This window comes from Acuticoccus yangtzensis (assembly GCF_001927245.1).
Lineage (GTDB): Bacteria > Pseudomonadota > Alphaproteobacteria > Rhizobiales > Amorphaceae > Acuticoccus > Acuticoccus yangtzensis.
The window spans coordinates 258201-273881 of record NZ_MJUX01000006.1 but is presented as its reverse complement, the minus strand read 5'-3'; the positions used below and the strand labels follow the sequence as shown (position 1 = coordinate 273881).

The following is a 15681-nucleotide window of genomic DNA, read 5'->3' as shown; positions in this document are numbered from 1 at the left end:
CCCTCAACTCGTGGGCGGTATTTAGCCGCAAAGGGGCGTGAACGGTAGGGTGGCTGCCATCAATGGATGGCCATTGAATCCGCGTCGGCCGTATCCGCCCCGATGATCGAGCGATAGACTCGCATCCAGAACCGGGATTCGTCCAGCCTCTCCCCTAGGAGGCGGTCGCAGGCGATGGCGACGGCGGTCATCGCCGCCTTTTCGCCATGGATGGCCTCCATCATGTAGCGGGCGTCGGCGATCGCTGCAGAGTCGAAACGCTTGCCGCTGGCAAACAAGGTCTGCGCGATGGCGAGGGATTTATCGTCGATAATGGCGGAAGCCATTATGCGCTCCTCAATGCGAATTGGTTTAAGGTGCTGTTTTATAACTTTTGTGTGGCGCACGCGGTATATCCCCAAATTGGGGAGGGTGCCCTCAGCGCGCCCCTGCTCTGCCCTTGCGCAACCCCACGTTTGTCTGAAATGAACCGGGATTGATCGAACCCACTGGTCGGCCTTATGGGCAAGCGCCCCAAACCCACGGACGATGACGGGAAGGCCGGCGGGGCGGCGGGCAACGTCGTTGATGAGGTCCGCACAGCGCGCAGCATGAACCGCGCGGTCCGGCTCGTTCGTGACCATTTCGCGATGGTGCTGCACGTGACCTACGTGGCCGCCCGCTATGGCGCCGATCCGCAAAAAGACCCCTATGTCCGCACGACCTATCCGCCGACGTGGCTCGTGCGGTATCTATTCAAACAATACTGGCGCGTGGACCCGGTCGGCCGTGAGGGATTTAGCCGCACCACGCCGTTCATGTGGCACGAACTCTTCGACGGCACGCCCGAAGTCGACGAATTCTTCGCCGATGCGCAGCGGCACGGGCTGGGGCGGACCGGGCTTCTCATCCCGCTCACCAACCGGGCCAATCAGCGGGGCATCCTCTCGCTCAACAGCGACGAGGCGGACGACGTGTGGGAGGATTTCGCCTTCGACGCACTGCCGGTCTTCCTGGAGATCGGCCAGATCCTGCACACGCGGGCGACGACGGAGATCTTCGGCGAAGCGCCGCCCGCCCGGCTGAGCCCGCGCGAGAAGGAGATGCTGCACTGGATCAGCCTGGGCAAAGAGGTGCCCGACATCGCCATCATCACCAGCCTCTCCGAGCATACCGTGCGCACGTACCTGAAGTCGGCGCGCATGAAGCTCGATGCGTCGACGATGGCGCAGGCGGTGGTGAAGGCCGAGCGGCTGGGCTTGCTTGCCGAGCCGCGCTGATCAGGCGGCCGCGACGGGGGCGGAGGCGGGAGAAGGCGCAAAGGTGCGTTGAGGCGGCGCCCCGGAGGGCGCCGCGTGGAGCATGGAGCGTGGAGAGGGCCGGCGGCGCGGTGGCGGGCGCCGCCGAGCCGCGGTAGGCGCGTCGTCAGAAGCGCTCGGACACCTGCTGCTCGAGATCGCGCACCATCTCGGTCACGCCGTATTCTTCCGAAAGCTGTTCCACTTCGAGCATGAGTTTGGCGAGAGGGCCGCCCTGCGGGATGAAGGCCTCCGCGGGCATGTCCTTCAGCTTCTGAATGAACTCTTCGTAGTCGCCTTGGGCCCAGGTGTCGGTCAGCTTGTCGGGGTTGCCAGCGAACAGGAGCGCCTTGGAGCACATGGCCGGAACGGTCTTCGTCTCGCCCAGGCCGAACCAGGAGAGGTCGTAGGGCGCCTTGCGGTTGAGGTAGAAGTCGTCCGACCCCTCCGCCACCGCCGGGGACAGGATGCCCATGATGTTCATGCCGGCATCATAGGCTGCGTTGACCATGCCGTCGGTCGGATTGGGGTAGGCGTAGAAGACGCCGACCGCGCCGCGCTGAGCCCGCACCGCCTCGAAGATCGCCTGCTGGCCGCGCGCATAGACGAAGGTGGGCTCGATCCCCTGCAGCGACGGCTCGGCCGCGAAGAGCTTGCGGATGAAGGCTTCCGAGCCTGAGCCTTCCGGAACCACGAAGGACACGCGGCGGGCATTGTCCATCACCGAGCGCCAGTTGGGCAGGCGCTGCTCGGTGGTGAAGGCCATGGCGCATTCGCCCGGCAGATCGTTGCGGATGATTTGCGCCCCGCCGGACGCGACCGCCTCGTAGTCGATCCCGCCCTGGCCGATGCCGAAGCAGATGTTGCCGGTCTCGGCGGCGCAGGCGTTGGCGTTGGCGACCGCGCCGCCCGAGGGCACGCGCTTCACCTCGTAGCCGAACGGGCGGGCCAGCTCGATCAGTTGCTCCTCCACCGCCTGGCCCATGCCGTTGTGGTAGGTGGAGCCTTCGCCGGTCGGTGCGCCGCCGGTGTAGATGAGGATCTGCGTGGTTTGTGCCGAGGCGGCTGTCGTCATGCCGAGGACGGCAGCGAGGACGAGCAGTCGTTTCATGCTAGAAGCCCTTTCTGATCGGTGACGCGATCGGTGGGCCTTAGATAAGGTTGGCGGGCGCACGGAACAAAGGTCATCGCGCGGGGGGCATGAAATTGTGACGCAGCGTGAAGAGCGCAATCAGCGGCTGGCGGAGCGGCTGCGTGCCAATTTGAAGCGGCGCAAGGCGCAGGTGCGCGGTCGCGAGAGTGTGCCGGGCGCGGATGATTCGGCACCGGACGATGCGATGCCGGACGGCTCGGCGGCGGGCCAATCGGCCGGCCGGGGAGGGCCGGTTCCCGCCGACGCGGACGGGCCGGGCGACGCCGTGTCAGACGACGGCGAGCGCGACTGAGTGGGCGACGAACACCCGCGGCAAGGTGCCGCCTGCGATGGCGCCGCGTCCCGCGAATGAGGTCCGGAGGGCTCGGTGAACCGCGCAGCGGGAGGCGCGCCGCACGTCGGGGGTATCGCGCGCGGCCCGATCAGTCTCCAATGGCGGCGTGAATAAACGAGGCCGCTTATGGACCAGACCCGTTCGCTCATCGAGTCCCTGACCGCATGGCTCGCCGTGCAGGGCATGAACATCTTGACCGCCGTCGTCGTCCTCATCGTCGGATGGTGGCTGGCCAAGCGGCTTCGCGCCTGGCTGGTGGGGTATCTGGACCGCTCGGACCATCTCGACCCGATCGTCGAGAGCTTCCTCGCATCGCTCTTCTACTACGGGATCCTGGCGATCCTCTTGATCGTCGCCCTCAACATCGCCGGGGTGCAGACGGCGAGCCTCGTCGCCGTGCTCGGCGCGGCGTCACTGGCGGTGGGCCTGGCGCTGCAGGGCTCGCTCACCTCGCTCGCCGCGGGGGTGATGATCATCGTCATGCGCCCGTTCAAGATCGGGGACTATATCGAGGTCTCGGGCCATGCGGGGACGGTCAAGTCCATCTCCCTCTTCCTCACCGAACTCGCCACCTTCGACAATATTCAGAAGCTGATGCCCAACTCGGAGGTTTGGGGCGCGACGGTCACCAACTACTCTGTCTATGCCACGCGGATGCTCGATATCGACGTCGGCATCGACTACGGCGATTCGATCGACAAGGGGCTCGCCACCTTGCGCACCTTGGCGCACACCCATCCGAAGGTGCTGGCCGAGCCCGCGCCGGACGCCTTCGTCAGCGATATCGGCGAATCCTCGGTCGATCTCACCTTGCGCGTGTGGGTCGCCGCCGACGACTATTGGCCGATGAAGCGCGAGCTGACCAAGCGCGCCAAGGAGAGGATTGAGGCGGACGGGATGTCGATCCCCTATCCGCACCGCCAGATCGTTCAGCCCAAGGCGAGCGGACCTTCCGCGGACGCGGCCTGACGCAGCGCGACGAAGGCGCGGGACGAACGACGAAGCCGCGGCACCGAAAGAAGCCGGCGGCACGAAAAAGGGGGCCGCGTGGCGGCCCCCTTCGACGATCGGTCTATGTTCGGCGCAGGCCGCTTAGTTGGTCGCGGCCGGAGCGGTGCCCATGGTGCCGGCGGTGGAGGAGGTGGCTTCCGCTTCCATCGCGGCGTCCTCGGCCGTCATGAAGGCCGGGGCGGCCTCGAGCTCTTCGGCCGTCAGATCGGCCATGAAGGTCGGGTTGCCGTCCTCGTCGGTCGTCATCTCGACGCGGCTCAGCTCGATCGCGACGTCCTTTTCGCCGATGCCGAGGAAGCCGCCGACGCCGACCACGACGCCTTCGATCGAACCGTCGGCGGTCACGATCATGTCGCTCACGTCACCCACTTCCTCGTCGGACGCGTTGTAGATGGTGGCGCCCATGAGCGAAGAGGCGAGGTAGGTGTTCGGCGACTGCTCGAAGATCTGGCCCTCGACCGGGGTGCCCTCGGCGACTTCCGTGTCGACCTCGGTCGCCTCGTCGATCGCCGCATCGGCAGCGTCGGCGGTCTCTTCGGCCGCTTCAGCCGCGTCGTTGGCGGCGGACTGGGCGGCGTCGGCCGCATCGTGAGCGGCGTCGGCGGTCGCGTTCGCGGCATCGCCAGCCGCATCAACGGTGGCGTCCGCGGCGTCGCCGGCGGCGTCAGCGGTCGCGGCGGCGGCGTTGTCGATCTTCTCGCCCGCCTGCTCGGCCGGGCCGTCTGTCTTCACCACGGTCACATTCGGGGCGTTCTGCGCCATGACGGGGGCTGCCGAAAACAGCACCAGAGCAGACGCGGTCGCAAGCCAAAGGTTTTTCTTCGCAGACATGACTAAGCCTTCTAGGTCTGTTTCTGATAACGTCGGAATTTTCTTCCGACGGATTGTTGCGTGCTGCGTGGTTTCACCTCGGTGAACCTTGCATTCGCGGCGCAGCTGCATCACGCTGAATAAATGGCTGGCGGAGAGCTTGGTTCCGTTTCGGCTATATCCATCATGCGATTTTTTGGGAGCGGCCATGCCGCCCGGTCACCGCGGTTGGGTGCCCTCCGGTGGATGACCGCGCTGATCCGTTGCCGCGGCGGACGCCGGACCCATCCACAGGCGCCGCGCCGATCGCCACAAATGACGGCTCGGGGCCAGCCCTGGCCGCCTTCGCGGGGCCCCAGGCGTTGACATGAGGGCTGAGCGAGGTCTGATGGGGGGATGCTCCCAATGCGGGGCCCCACTCCCAATGGCACCACACGTGGATCAGAAGACCCCTCCTTCCGTCTCGGCGCTCGACGCCACCGCCACCCGCGCCCGCGGGGTGCCGGACCACAAGTCCGCCGTGGAATGGCTGAAGTCCCGCGGGATCCAGGATGTGGAGTGCATCGTCCCCGACCAGGCCGGCGTCGCCCGCGGCAAGATGATGCCGACGGAGAAGTTCGCCCGCTCCCCCTCCATCACCATGCCGACGTCGATCTTCGCGCAGACCATTTCGGGCGATTATCCGCCCGAGGACGGCGAGTTCGTCTACGATCCGACCGACGGCGACCTCATCTTCGACCCGGACTATTCCACCCTCGCCATCGTGCCCTGGGCGTCCGACCCGGCGGCGCAGCTCATCCACGATGCGCGCCACAAGGACGGCCGCCCGGTCGACCACGCCCCGCGCAACGTGTTGAAGCGCGTCGTCGAGCTTTACGAGCGCAAGGGGCTGCGGCCGGTCGTTGCGCCCGAGATCGAATTCTACCTCGTCAAGCCGAACACCGATCCGGACTACCCGCTCGAGCCGCCGATCGGCCGCTCCGGCCGGCCGGAGATCGGCCGCCAGTCCTTCTCGATCGCCGCCGTGAACGAGTTCGACGATCTGTTCGACGACATCTACGACTATGCCGAGGCCCAAGGGCTGGAGATCGACACCCTCATCCACGAAGAGGGCGCCGCGCAGATGGAGATCAACCTCCTGCACGGCGACGCGGTGGACCTCGCCGACCAGGTCTTCCTGTTCAAGCGCACCATTCGCGAGGCGGCGCTGCGGCATAAGATGTACGCAACCTTCATGGCGAAACCGATGTCCGGCGAGCCGGGCTCAGCGATGCACATCCACGCCTCGCTGGTCGACACGGAAACCGGCAAGACCATCTTCTCGGACGACGACGGCAACCCGACGAAGGAGTTCTTCTACTTCATCGCCGGTCACCAGAAGTACCTGCCGGCGGTGATGTGCGTGCTGGCGCCCTACGTGAACTCCTACCGCCGCCTGGTGCGCGATTCCGCCTCGCCCACGAACGTCTCCTGGGGCTACGACAACCGCACCGTGGGCCTGCGCGTGCCGCACGGCCCTCCCGGTGCGCGGCGGCTGGAGAACCGCATCCCCTCGTCGGACTCCAACCCCTATCTCGCCATCGCCGCCTCGCTGGCGTGCGGGCTGCTGGGGCTCGACGAAGGCCAGCACCCGGACGATCCGATCGACGGGTCCGCCTCCGCACTCCCCTTCGGCCTGCCGCGCGACATCCTCAACGCCATCACCCTGTTCGAGGAGTGCGACCCGCTGGTCGACATCTTCGGCAAGAGCTTCGTGTCCACCTACCGGGCGATCAAGCAGGCCGAGTACGAGACCTATATGCGCGTGATCAGCCCGTGGGAGCGCGAGTATCTCCTCCTCAACGTCTGAGGGGCGCTGATGTCGGACACCGTTTATGCCGAGGACGCGGCGGTTCCCGCGCCCGAAACGCCGGCTGACGCGCTGCCGGAGCGGGCGGACGTCGTCATCGTCGGCGGCGGGCTGACGGGGCTGTCGGCCGCCTATCACTTGGCGCTCGCCGGACGCAACGTGGCGGTGATCGAGGCCAACGGCATCGGCGAAGGGGCCTCCGGGCGCAACGGCGGCCAGCTTCATCCCGGTCAGCGGCGTGATCAGATCTGGCTGACCAAGCATCTCGGCGAGACGCTGGCCGACGAGCTATGGGAGCTCGGCGAAGAGGCGGTCGGCCTCGTCCACACGCTGCGGGCCGAGTTCGGCGCCGACTGCGACTTCCGCCCCGGCCTGATCGACGCGGCCCACACCCCGGCCGCCTTCGACGATATCCGCTCCTACGCCGACCACCTTTATGAACGCTACGGCGTGACGCCGGAGATCATGGACCGCGCCGAGCTGGCGGCGGCCATCGGCACCGAGCGCTATGTCGGCGGGGCGCACGATTCCACCGGCGGGCACCTCAACCCCCTCGCCCTCGTGACCGCGCTGGCGGAGGCGGCGGAGAAGGCCGGCGCGCACCTCTTCCCGATGACGACGGCGGAGGGCTACACCGCAGGGCCCGGCAGCGTCACCGTCACCGTGCGGCGGCGCGGGGCACGGGCGCACGAGATCGCCGCCGATGCGGTGCTCCTCGCCGGCAACGGCTACCTCTCCGGGCTGGAGCCCAGGATCGAGACGCGGGTGCTCCCCCTCGTCAACCACATCGCCGCGACGGAGCCGCTCGACATCTCGCCCATTCCGGGTGGCGAGGCGGTGGCCGACACGCGCGCGGTGATCCGCTATTTCCGTGTCGACGCGGAGAACCGGCTGATTTTCGGCGGAGGCGAGAGCTACGGCCCCGTGGCGGCCGACGTCGCCGCCATCGTGCGGCCCTACATCGACGAGGTCTATCCGCAGCTCAAGGATGTGCCGATCGCCGCCGCGTGGTCCGGCACCTTGGGGATCACGCGCACCCGCTGTCCCTACATTCGCCGGTTGCAGCCGGGCGTTTATGCCGCGGCCGGATTCTCCGGCCAGGGGTTGGGTCTCGCCACGTTTGCCGGCAAGGTGATCGCCGAAGCCATCGGCGGCGACACGGGGCGGCTCGATGTGTTCGCCCACATGCCGGTCCCGCCATTTCCCGGCGGGACACGCTTTCTCGGCCCCCTCGCCGTCCTCGCGATGACCTGGTTCTCGATCCGCGATCGTCTCGCGTTGCCGCAGATCCCGCGCCCAGGCGCCGCGGACCAGAGCCGCGACTGAGGCGGTCCGCCGCACCGACTTCACCATCCCGCGGGACGCCGGTCGGAATTTCCATGTTTTAATATGGATTAAACCTTGCCGTTCTGTCTTTAGATCGCACTTTCCCCCTCATGGTCCCAAAGCTCGCCCTCGTCACCGGCGCGTCGTCCGGCATCGGAGAAGCCCTCGCCCAGCGCATCGCCGCTGACGGGGTCGATCTCATCCTCGTTGCCCGCCGCGAGGATCGCCTTCGTGCGCTCGCCGCGGAGCTGCCCGTCGAAACCCACGTGGTCCCGCTCGACCTCACCGATCGCGGCGCCCCCGAGGCGCTGATGGCCGAGGTCGCGCGCTATGGCCGCCCGGTGGACGTTCTCGTCAACAATGCCGGGTTCGGCCACGCGGGGGCCTTCGCAAAGGAGCCGCTGGAGCAGCAGCTCGGCATGGTGGACCTCAACATCCGCGCGCTGGTCGAGCTCTCCCACCGCGTCCTTCCGGCGCTGGTCGAGCGGCGCCACGGCGGCATCCTGAACGTCGCGTCCACCGCGGCCTTTCTGCCGGGCCCCTACGTGTCGGTCTATTATGCAACGAAGGCGTTCGTGCTCTCCCTGTCGGAGGCGCTTGCGGAGGAATGCCGCGGCCAGGGAGTGACGATCTCCGCGCTCTGCCCGGGGCCGACAACGTCCGAGTTCGGCGCGGTCTCCGGGATGGACAGGACGCGCCTCTTCAAGACCATCCAGCGCATGACCTCCGCCGAGGTGGCGGACGCGGGGTGGAAGGGCTTTCGCGCCGGACGCCGCGTCGTCGTGCCGGGTTGGCAGAACAAGATGTCGTCGGTCGTCACGCGGCACGGCCCGCGCGCGCTGCTGTTGCCGATGGTGAAGTTCCTGCAGAGCTGAGCGACACCGCCACCCGCCCTGCGCCTGTTGCGGTCGCGACGGCGACCCTGCGGGACGGGCTGCGTGGCGGAATGTCGCAACACTCGACCATGATCGCACGATGATCGGCCCGCTGGCGGTTGCGGCTGGTCCTGTTCACCGCCAACGTGGTCCTCGAGGCGGGCGGAGGACGGGCCGTGACGATGAAACCATTGGGTGCCGGTGAACTGCCGTTCGCCAGCCACCCCGACCGTGACACGGCGATCTGGGAGGCGCACGACCGGCCCTACCTTCCCCTCGTCCCGCCGACGGTCATCTACCACCTCGCCTTCCTCACCCCGTCGGACGAGACGCGCCTCGGCCTCTACGCCGCGGTGTTCGACAAGGCGTCCGCCGCCGACGCGCCGCACACGATCCGCGAGGACGGCAGCCTCATCGTCCGCCTGGAGCCGCACACCGAGTTCATGTCGCTCACTGTGATCTCCACCGCGGGTGCGGCGCCGGGGGCCGAGCGCATCGCCCGCATGGCGCCTCGCGTGCCGGACGATGCGGCGCTCATGGTGGCGCTGAAGGTGGACCTCGTCACGGAGCCGAAGCTGCCGGCCAGTGACAGCACCATCGGCGGCGTGCTGCGCGGCGACCTCACCCTCGCGACCATCGCGCGGCCGGGGCCGGACGGTTACATCGCCTTCGAAGTCGCAGCCCCGGCGATGGGGGCCGCCCAGCTCGGCCGCCGCATCCAGCGCCTGCTGGAAGCCGAGACCTACCGCACCCTCGCCCTCCTCGGCATCGCCGAGGCGCGGCGCCACATGCCGGTTCTGAACGCGCTGGAGGAGGACCTCGCCAGCGTGACCGAAGCGCTGACCGCCCGCACCGACACCGACGAGCACATTCTGGAGCGCTTGCAGCAATTGTCGGCCCGAACGGAGGCGATGCGCGCGGCGACCAGCTACCGTTTCGCCGCCAGCCGGGCCTATGCCACGCTAGTGGAAGAACGGCTTCAGACGCTGATGGAAACCAAGCTCGACGAACGGGCGACGCTGTCGGGCTTCATCACCGCAAGTCTGGCGCCCGCGGTGCGTACCATCTCCTCCACCGAGCGGCGGCAGAACGACCTGTCGAAGGCCATCGGCCGCGCGCTCGACATCCTGCGCACCCGTGTCGACGTCTCCATGGACAAGGCGAACCAGGAGATCATGCGCACGATGACCGACAACCAGTACCGCCAGCTCATCCTGTCGGAGGCGGTGGAAGGTCTGTCGGTGATCGCGATCAGCTACTATCTCTTGGGGCTTCTGTCGTACCCCGTGCGGGCCTTGAAGGCGACGCACCTCCTGCCGGTGTCGGAATATGTGGCGCTCGGCCTCATGGCGCCGCTGGTCGCCTTCCTGGTGTACAAGGTGATGCGCCGGATCCGCGCCCGGCTGCACGCGAAAGGCGAGAAGCCGCACTGATCCGGCACGGATCGCGGTGCGCGCTCGCCGCTTGTGCAGGCGGTGCGGTGGTGGTGCCGGGGTGGTCCGTCAGACCGTGAAGAGGTCCGGCCGCTCCAGCTTCAGCCCCATGAGGCACATCGCCGCCTTTCCGTCCTTCAGCCGGCCGTCCTTCCAGGCGCGCCACAGATCGTCGAGGCTCCATTCCTCGACCTCGATCACCTCGTCCTCGTCGGCGTCGAAGCCTTCGGTGATTTTGTCGCCGGCGCTATATTCGGCCACGAAGCAGTGCATCAACTCCGTCACCATGCCCGGAATGGGGTAGACGGTGCCGACCGGGGTGACGTTGCGCACGAGATAGCGCAGTTCCTCGGCGGCTTCGCGGCGGGCGCCGTCGGCGGGGCTGGCGTCGTTCTTGTCGATCAGGCCGGCCGCCGCCTCGAGGATCAAGCCGTTGCCTTCGACGACGTGAACGGGCAGTCTCAGTTGACGCACGAGAAGGCAGGTCCGGCGGTCCGGGTCGAACGGCAGAACGCACGCCCCGTGTCCATGGTCGTGAACCTCGCGCACCATATCGGTGGTGCGGCCATCGAGCTCGATGGTGGCCTCATAAAGGTCCAGCGACATGAAACCGCGATAGGCGGTCTTCACGTGGCGCACGCTATATCTATGTTCGGCCATAGGCATCCCCATTCATCCTTGGAGTGCTATACCTGAAGGCCACCGTCGTGCCACGCCGCGCGGGAGAGGAACCGTCATGCGACAGACCAGCGTCATCAACGACCTGCTCTCGACGATCACGGACAATCGCCTGTTCGGCGAGCGGCGAAGGCCGCGGCGTCCGAGCCGCGAGGACTTGAAGGATCTTGTCGAAGGGCTGCTGAACGGGCGCGGCGAATCGTCCTCGCTGGAGCGGGCGGCGGAGTTCCTGCGCGCCTACCGCGATCTCGACAGCGCCGGGCGCACCTTCATCTTCCGCACCCTCGCCGCGGACTATGGGCCGGAGCCGGAGCGGCTTGCCGAGACGGCCCGCGCCTACCTCGCCCGGCCGAACAACGACACGGCCAAGGCGCTGCAGAAGGCGGCCGAGCCGCGCCGGGTGGAGATCTTCCGCCGACTGAACCAGGTGCAGGGCGGCACCCAGGCGCTGGTGGCCATGCGCTGCGAGCTGATCGAGCGGCTGCCCGTCCACCCCGACCTCGCGGTGGTGGACGACGACCTGAAGCGCCTGTTCGGCGCGTGGTTCAACCGCGGCTTCCTCAACATGCGTGAGATTAGCTGGCAAACCTCGGCGGCGGTGCTGGAAAAGATCATCCGCTACGAGGCTGTCCACGCGATCACCGACTGGAACGATCTGCGCCGCCGGATCGACGTGCCGGACCGCCGCCTGTTCGGCTTCTTCCACCCGCGCCTGGGGGATGAGCCGCTGATCTTCGTCGAAGTGGCGCTGACGACGGACATTCCGCGCGCGATCGCCCCGGTCTTGTCCAAGACGCGCGACCCGATCGACCCGGAGCAGGCGACGACGGCGGTGTTCTACTCCATCTCCAACTGTCAGGACGGGCTAAGGGGCATCTCCTTCGGCTCCTTCCTCATCAAGCAGGTGGCGACGGACCTGGCGACCGAGCTGCCGAACCTGAAGAACTTCGTCACCCTGTCGCCGGTGCCGGGTTTCGCCAAATGGCTGAAGGAGGAGGCCGCGCGCCCCACCAGCGCGGTGGACGATGCGGCGCGCGCCTTGGTGGACGACCTTCAGGGCGACTGGACCGCCGACCCCGCCAAGGTGAAGGCGGCGGAGGCGGTGCTGCCCGCGCTGACGGCGCATTATCTGCTGGAGGCGAAGACCGGCGGGCGCCCGACCGACCCCGTGGCGCGGTTCCACCTCGGCAACGGCGCGCGGCTGGAGCAGATCGACTTCGGCGGCGACCTGTCGCCGCGCGGCCTCGCGACGGCCCACGGCATGATGGTGAACTACCGCTACATCCTGTCGGACGTGGAGAAGAACCACGAAGCCTTCGTGAACGAGGGCAAGATCGCCGCTGCGCCCGCGGTCGCCAAGCTGGCGCGGTCGGTGAAGGTGGCGGAGCGGGCGTCGGCGGCCTCGGGCAAGCCCGCCCAGCTCCCGGCGCCTGCCGCCAAGACGGGGGCGGACGCGGCGAAAAGCGGAGCCGCCGCGCCGGTGACCCGCACAAATGTGCCGGAGGACACAAGCGAGCCGACAGCCTGAACCATATTGCGTGCACACAAACGAGTTTGCACGCAAAAGGAGACAGGAACGTGCCGTTTTTCGACTTCGAGGATCACGAGCGCAGACGCATCGCGCGGGAGGAATGGCCCATTGCGTCGCTCCGGCCGACGCGCTCGCGCCCCTATCGCAGGGTCGCCACGCCCGCCGGGCGGTCCTTCACGGTCGCCGGCTGGGCGCTGCGTCTGCTTGCCCGGCCGCGCTGACCGGGCCGCGCGTCGGTAGGCCCCGCGCGTCGGTAGGCCCCGCGCGTCGGCAGGCCCCGCGCGTCGGCAGGCCCCGCGCGTCGGCAGGCCCCGCGCGTCGGCAGACCCCGCACGTCAGCAGACCAAGCGCGTCAGCAAGCTTGGCGCGGTGGGAAGCCACGGGTGTCGACGGCTCCGGGGGCCGGAAGGACCCGCACCATGGTCCATCCGCTGGCTGGGCATGTCATACAGCCACGCCTCTTGCCCTTTCTCCGTCTCAGGACTGGGTCAGTTTTCAAGCACTCGGCCGGACGCACGCGCAGCCCGCTTCTTCCACGGGCGAGCGTGTGGAGTCCGGGTGAACGGTCCGCTGCCGCTTCCTCCTTCTTCGGGAACTGAAAGTCTGCCGGAGGGGAGAGACCCGGCTGCGCCGTAGCGCAGCTGCGCATCATGGATGCGGAAGTCGGCAACAGCCGACTTTGAAGTGGAGGCGAGGAGGGGAACCCGTCGCCTCGGCGCCGCCCGCCGCGACAGGTTGGCAATAGGGCGCGGTGGTGTCGGCCGTCGCGGGGCGCCCGATGACGATATGCCGTGTGAAGTGGCGCGGTGAATGGTCGGGGCGCCTGGTCCGGGGGGCGCATCGGCATGCCCGGCGTCAGCCGATGAGGCGGAGAACCTCACGCACCAGCGTGTCCGGCAGGCTCGCCTCAACGGTGACGACACGGGCAAGCGCGGCCAGGCGCTGGCATTTGCGTCCGCCAGTTTGCAGGCGCACCATGTCCTTCGCCGTCGTCAGCGGCACGGCGCCGAGGGCGTCGGCGCGGGCGATCAGCCCGTCCGCCTCCGCGTCGGTGAAGGCGTGGTGATCGGCGAAGGGGACGGCGGCGCGGATGTCCGCCCCCAGCGCTGCCGCACTGGCGAAGAATTTGGACGGCCGGCCGATGCCCGCAAAGGCGAGCACCGGCACGCCCGCAAGCGGCGCGTCGGCGGCGGCGGTGAGGCGCACCTCGTGGACCGGGCCGATGCCCGTTGGAAGCGGCGCGCGAGCGGCATCGTCGCCGGTGACGACGAGCCAGGCATCCGCCCCCATGTGGGCCGTGAGCGGGGCGCGCAGCGGGCCGGCAGGCGTGACGGCGCCGTTGCCGAGGCCGACCGCACCGTCGATCACCATGGCCGACCACGTCTTGTGGAGGCCCGGATTCTGGAACCCGTCGTCCATCACCACCACGTTGCCGAGGCGCGCGGCGAGCCGCCCGCCCGCCGCGCGGTCCGGCGAGACGACGGTGGGCACCACGGCGGCGAGGAGCATCGGCTCGTCACCCACCTCGCCCGCAGTCTCGTGCGCCACCACCACGGGTTCGCGTGCCCGCCCGCCATAGCCGCGCGTGAGGAAGACCGGGGCCGCGCCCGCCCCCTGCAGCGCGCGGGCGACGGCGATGGCGACGGGCGTCTTCCCCGCCCCGCCCACTGTAGGGTTGCCGATGCAGATGACAGGGATCGCGAGCCGCTCGGCCGGTGGGCGGGCCATCCGCCGCGCCGCCACGCGGCCGACCACCGCAGCGGCCGGGGCGAGAGCGTGCGCCGCGAGGCTGCGCCGGGGCGTCCACCAGAAGGCGGGCGCCTTCATCGCCGCGCCGCCTGCGGTGCCGGCGTAGGGCGCGGCATGGACGCGGCGCCGGCCGGGCGATGCGGCATCCAGCGGGCGAGGGCCTTCATGGTGCGGTCAAGCGCGCCGCGCTCCGCCTCCAGCACGGCGCGGGCCGCCTCGCCGCGGCGCGCGCGCTCGGCGGGATCGGCGAGGAGCGCGGCCACACCGTCCGCCAGGGTGGCATCGTCGACGATGGCGGCGGCGCCGGCGGAAAGGAAGGGCTCGAACATCACCCCGTGCGTCGGTCCGGTGAGGAGGGCGGCGCCGTAGGACGCGGGCTCGGCCGGGTTGTGGCCGCCATAGGGGCGCAGCGACGCGCCGAGCAGCACAAGCGGCACCGCCTCGAACAAGGTGCCGAGTTCGCCCATCGTATCGGCCACGTAGAGCGCCCCGGTGGGCTCTTCGCCCAGGCTGCGGCGCGTCACCGGCCCGGCTGCGGCGGCGAGCGCGGCCACCGCCTCGCCGCGCTCCACGTGACGCGGGGCGATGATCGTGAGGAGGTCCGACCAGCGCGCGGCGAGCGTCTGGTGGGCGGCGACGATCACCTCGTCCTCGCCGGGGTGTGTGCTGGCCGCGAGCCACGCAGGGCGCGCGCCGATGACGCCCTGCAAGGCGGCCACGGCGGCGGGGTCCGCGGCCGGCGGCGCAGCGTCGAACTTGATGTTGCCTGTCGCCTCCGCCGCGCGGGCCCCCAGCGCGCGAAAGCGGTCCGCCTGCTCCGGCGACTGGGCGAGCGCCAGGTCGATCGCCGTGAACAGCGGGCGCGCCAGGGGGCCGAGCCGCCGCCAGGAGCGGAACGAACGGTCCGACAGGCGCGCGTTGACGAGGGCGAGAGGCACACCGCGCCGCGCCAGCGCCCGCAGCATGGTGGGCCAGATCTCCGACTCGATGAAGATCGCAGCGGCCGGGCGCCAGTGATCGAGGAACCGGGCGACGAAGGGTGGGATGTCCAGCGGCGCGAACTGCTGCACCATGCCGGAGCCGAGCTGCGGCGCCACACGGGCCGCGGCGGCAGGGGTGGACGTGGTGAGGAGCACCGGCCAGCCGTCATCGGCCAGGCGGCGCGCCAGGGTCAGCGCCGCCACGCTCTCGCCGACGGATACGGCATGGATCCACACCGGCGCGCCGGGGAAGGCGGCGCCCGAGGCGAACCCGCGCTTCTCGTCCAGCCGATCGGGGTCCTCCTTGCCGCGCGCCGCCCGCTTGGCGAGGTAGCGCGGGGCCAGCGGGGAGAGCGCCGTTCCGGCCGCGCCGTAGAGCGACCAGAGGAGACGTGTCACGCGCGCGTCACGCGGCCTGGCCGGTCTCCGGGTCGAGCAGGCGGTGCAGGTGGACGATGAAATAGCGCATGTGCGCGTTGTCGACCGTCTGCTGCGCCTTCGCCTGCCAGGCTTTGTGCGCCTCGGCATAGTTCGGGTACACGCCCACGATGTCGACCTCTTTGAGATCGCGGAAGGTGATGCCCTGAAGGTCGGCCAGCTCGCCGCCGATGACGAGGTGAAGAAGCTGCTTGTCCGCCATTTTAGGATCCGATGTCTGGTGCCGGGACTGAACGT

At 69.0% G+C, this 15681-nt stretch carries 16 protein-coding genes; 9 read left to right on the top strand and 7 right to left on the bottom strand.

All coding sequences use genetic code 11. The features are described from left to right. Positions 1-59: 59 nt before the first annotated feature. Positions 60-326, bottom strand: coding sequence for a hypothetical protein (locus tag BIX52_RS15945; protein ID WP_075222070.1), 267 nt, complete (start codon positions 324-326; stop codon positions 60-62). A gap of 264 nt (positions 327-590) precedes the next feature. Here BIX52_RS15945 and BIX52_RS15940 point away from each other — a divergent pair, with 264 nt between their 5' ends. After that, on the top strand, positions 591-1259 hold the full coding sequence (locus BIX52_RS15940) for a LuxR family transcriptional regulator (RefSeq protein ID WP_171973591.1): 669 nt from the start codon (positions 591-593) through the stop codon (positions 1257-1259). Positions 1260-1404: 145 nt separating this feature from the next. On the opposite strand, the gene BIX52_RS15935 is transcribed toward BIX52_RS15940, so the two are convergent. After that, on the bottom strand, positions 1405-2388 hold the full coding sequence (locus BIX52_RS15935; protein ID WP_075222069.1) for a hypothetical protein: 984 nt from the start codon (positions 2386-2388) through the stop codon (positions 1405-1407). A 97-nt stretch (positions 2389-2485) separates the two neighbouring features. Between BIX52_RS15935 and BIX52_RS15930 the strand changes: the two genes are divergently transcribed. After that, entirely contained in the window at positions 2486-2722 is a 237-nt protein-coding gene (locus tag BIX52_RS15930) for a hypothetical protein (RefSeq protein WP_075222068.1), read from the top strand. 168 nt (positions 2723-2890) lie between these two features. Continuing rightward, on the top strand, positions 2891-3733 hold the full coding sequence (locus BIX52_RS15925; RefSeq protein WP_075222067.1) for a mechanosensitive ion channel family protein: 843 nt from the start codon (positions 2891-2893) through the stop codon (positions 3731-3733). Positions 3734-3856: 123 nt separating this feature from the next. Here BIX52_RS15925 and BIX52_RS15920 read toward each other — a convergent pair whose 3' ends face one another. Next, positions 3857-4795 (bottom strand): PRC-barrel domain-containing protein, encoded by a 939-nt coding sequence (locus BIX52_RS15920; protein WP_108676499.1) that lies wholly within the window; start codon positions 4793-4795, stop codon positions 3857-3859. Positions 4796-5009: 214 nt separating this feature from the next. On the opposite strand from BIX52_RS15920, the gene BIX52_RS15915 reads away from it, so the two are divergent. The 4 genes from BIX52_RS15915 to BIX52_RS15900 all read left to right on the top strand — a co-directional run bounded on the left by BIX52_RS15915 (position 5010) and on the right by BIX52_RS15900 (position 10068). After that, positions 5010-6434 (top strand): glutamine synthetase family protein, encoded by a 1425-nt coding sequence (locus BIX52_RS15915; protein ID WP_083551192.1) that lies wholly within the window; start codon positions 5010-5012, stop codon positions 6432-6434. Between the two features lie 9 nt (positions 6435-6443). Next, on the top strand, positions 6444-7760 hold the full coding sequence (locus BIX52_RS15910) for an NAD(P)/FAD-dependent oxidoreductase (RefSeq protein WP_075222065.1): 1317 nt from the start codon (positions 6444-6446) through the stop codon (positions 7758-7760). 110 nt (positions 7761-7870) lie between these two features. Next, positions 7871-8635, top strand: a complete 765-nt coding sequence (locus tag BIX52_RS15905) for an SDR family NAD(P)-dependent oxidoreductase (RefSeq protein ID WP_075222064.1) — start codon at positions 7871-7873, stop codon at positions 8633-8635. Positions 8636-8817: 182 nt separating this feature from the next. Continuing rightward, complete coding sequence (locus tag BIX52_RS15900; RefSeq protein WP_245803218.1) at positions 8818-10068, top strand: DUF3422 domain-containing protein; 1251 nt, start codon at positions 8818-8820, stop codon at positions 10066-10068. Positions 10069-10137: 69 nt separating this feature from the next. Here BIX52_RS15900 and BIX52_RS15895 read toward each other — a convergent pair whose 3' ends face one another. Then, on the bottom strand, positions 10138-10734 hold the full coding sequence (locus BIX52_RS15895) for an NUDIX domain-containing protein (protein WP_157956232.1): 597 nt from the start codon (positions 10732-10734) through the stop codon (positions 10138-10140). 70 nt (positions 10735-10804) lie between these two features. On the opposite strand from BIX52_RS15895, the gene BIX52_RS15890 reads away from it, so the two are divergent. Both BIX52_RS15890 and BIX52_RS23290 read left to right on the top strand, forming a co-directional pair. Further along, on the top strand, positions 10805-12274 hold the full coding sequence (locus BIX52_RS15890; protein ID WP_075222061.1) for a malonyl-CoA decarboxylase: 1470 nt from the start codon (positions 10805-10807) through the stop codon (positions 12272-12274). A 50-nt stretch (positions 12275-12324) separates the two neighbouring features. Beyond that, the gene (locus BIX52_RS23290; RefSeq protein ID WP_157956233.1) at positions 12325-12498 is read left to right on the top strand and encodes a hypothetical protein; all 174 of its coding nucleotides are present in this window, start codon (positions 12325-12327) and stop codon (positions 12496-12498) included. A gap of 634 nt (positions 12499-13132) precedes the next feature. Here the strand turns inward: BIX52_RS23290 and lpxK are convergent. Genes lpxK through BIX52_RS15875 form a run of 3 tightly spaced genes read right to left on the bottom strand, consistent with a single transcriptional unit; the run spans position 13133 to position 15646 of the window. Beyond that, positions 13133-14104: a tetraacyldisaccharide 4'-kinase gene (gene lpxK, locus BIX52_RS15885; RefSeq protein ID WP_075222060.1), complete on the bottom strand. Its 972-nt coding sequence runs from the start codon at positions 14102-14104 to the stop codon at positions 13133-13135. Next, complete coding sequence (locus tag BIX52_RS15880) at positions 14101-15405, bottom strand: 3-deoxy-D-manno-octulosonic acid transferase (protein WP_075222059.1); 1305 nt, start codon at positions 15403-15405, stop codon at positions 14101-14103. The genes lpxK and BIX52_RS15880 overlap by 4 nt, the downstream gene beginning before the upstream one ends. A 7-nt stretch (positions 15406-15412) precedes the next feature. Then, the gene (locus BIX52_RS15875) at positions 15413-15646 is read right to left on the bottom strand and encodes a DUF4170 domain-containing protein (RefSeq protein ID WP_075222058.1); all 234 of its coding nucleotides are present in this window, start codon (positions 15644-15646) and stop codon (positions 15413-15415) included. Positions 15647-15681: the final 35 nt, after the last annotated feature.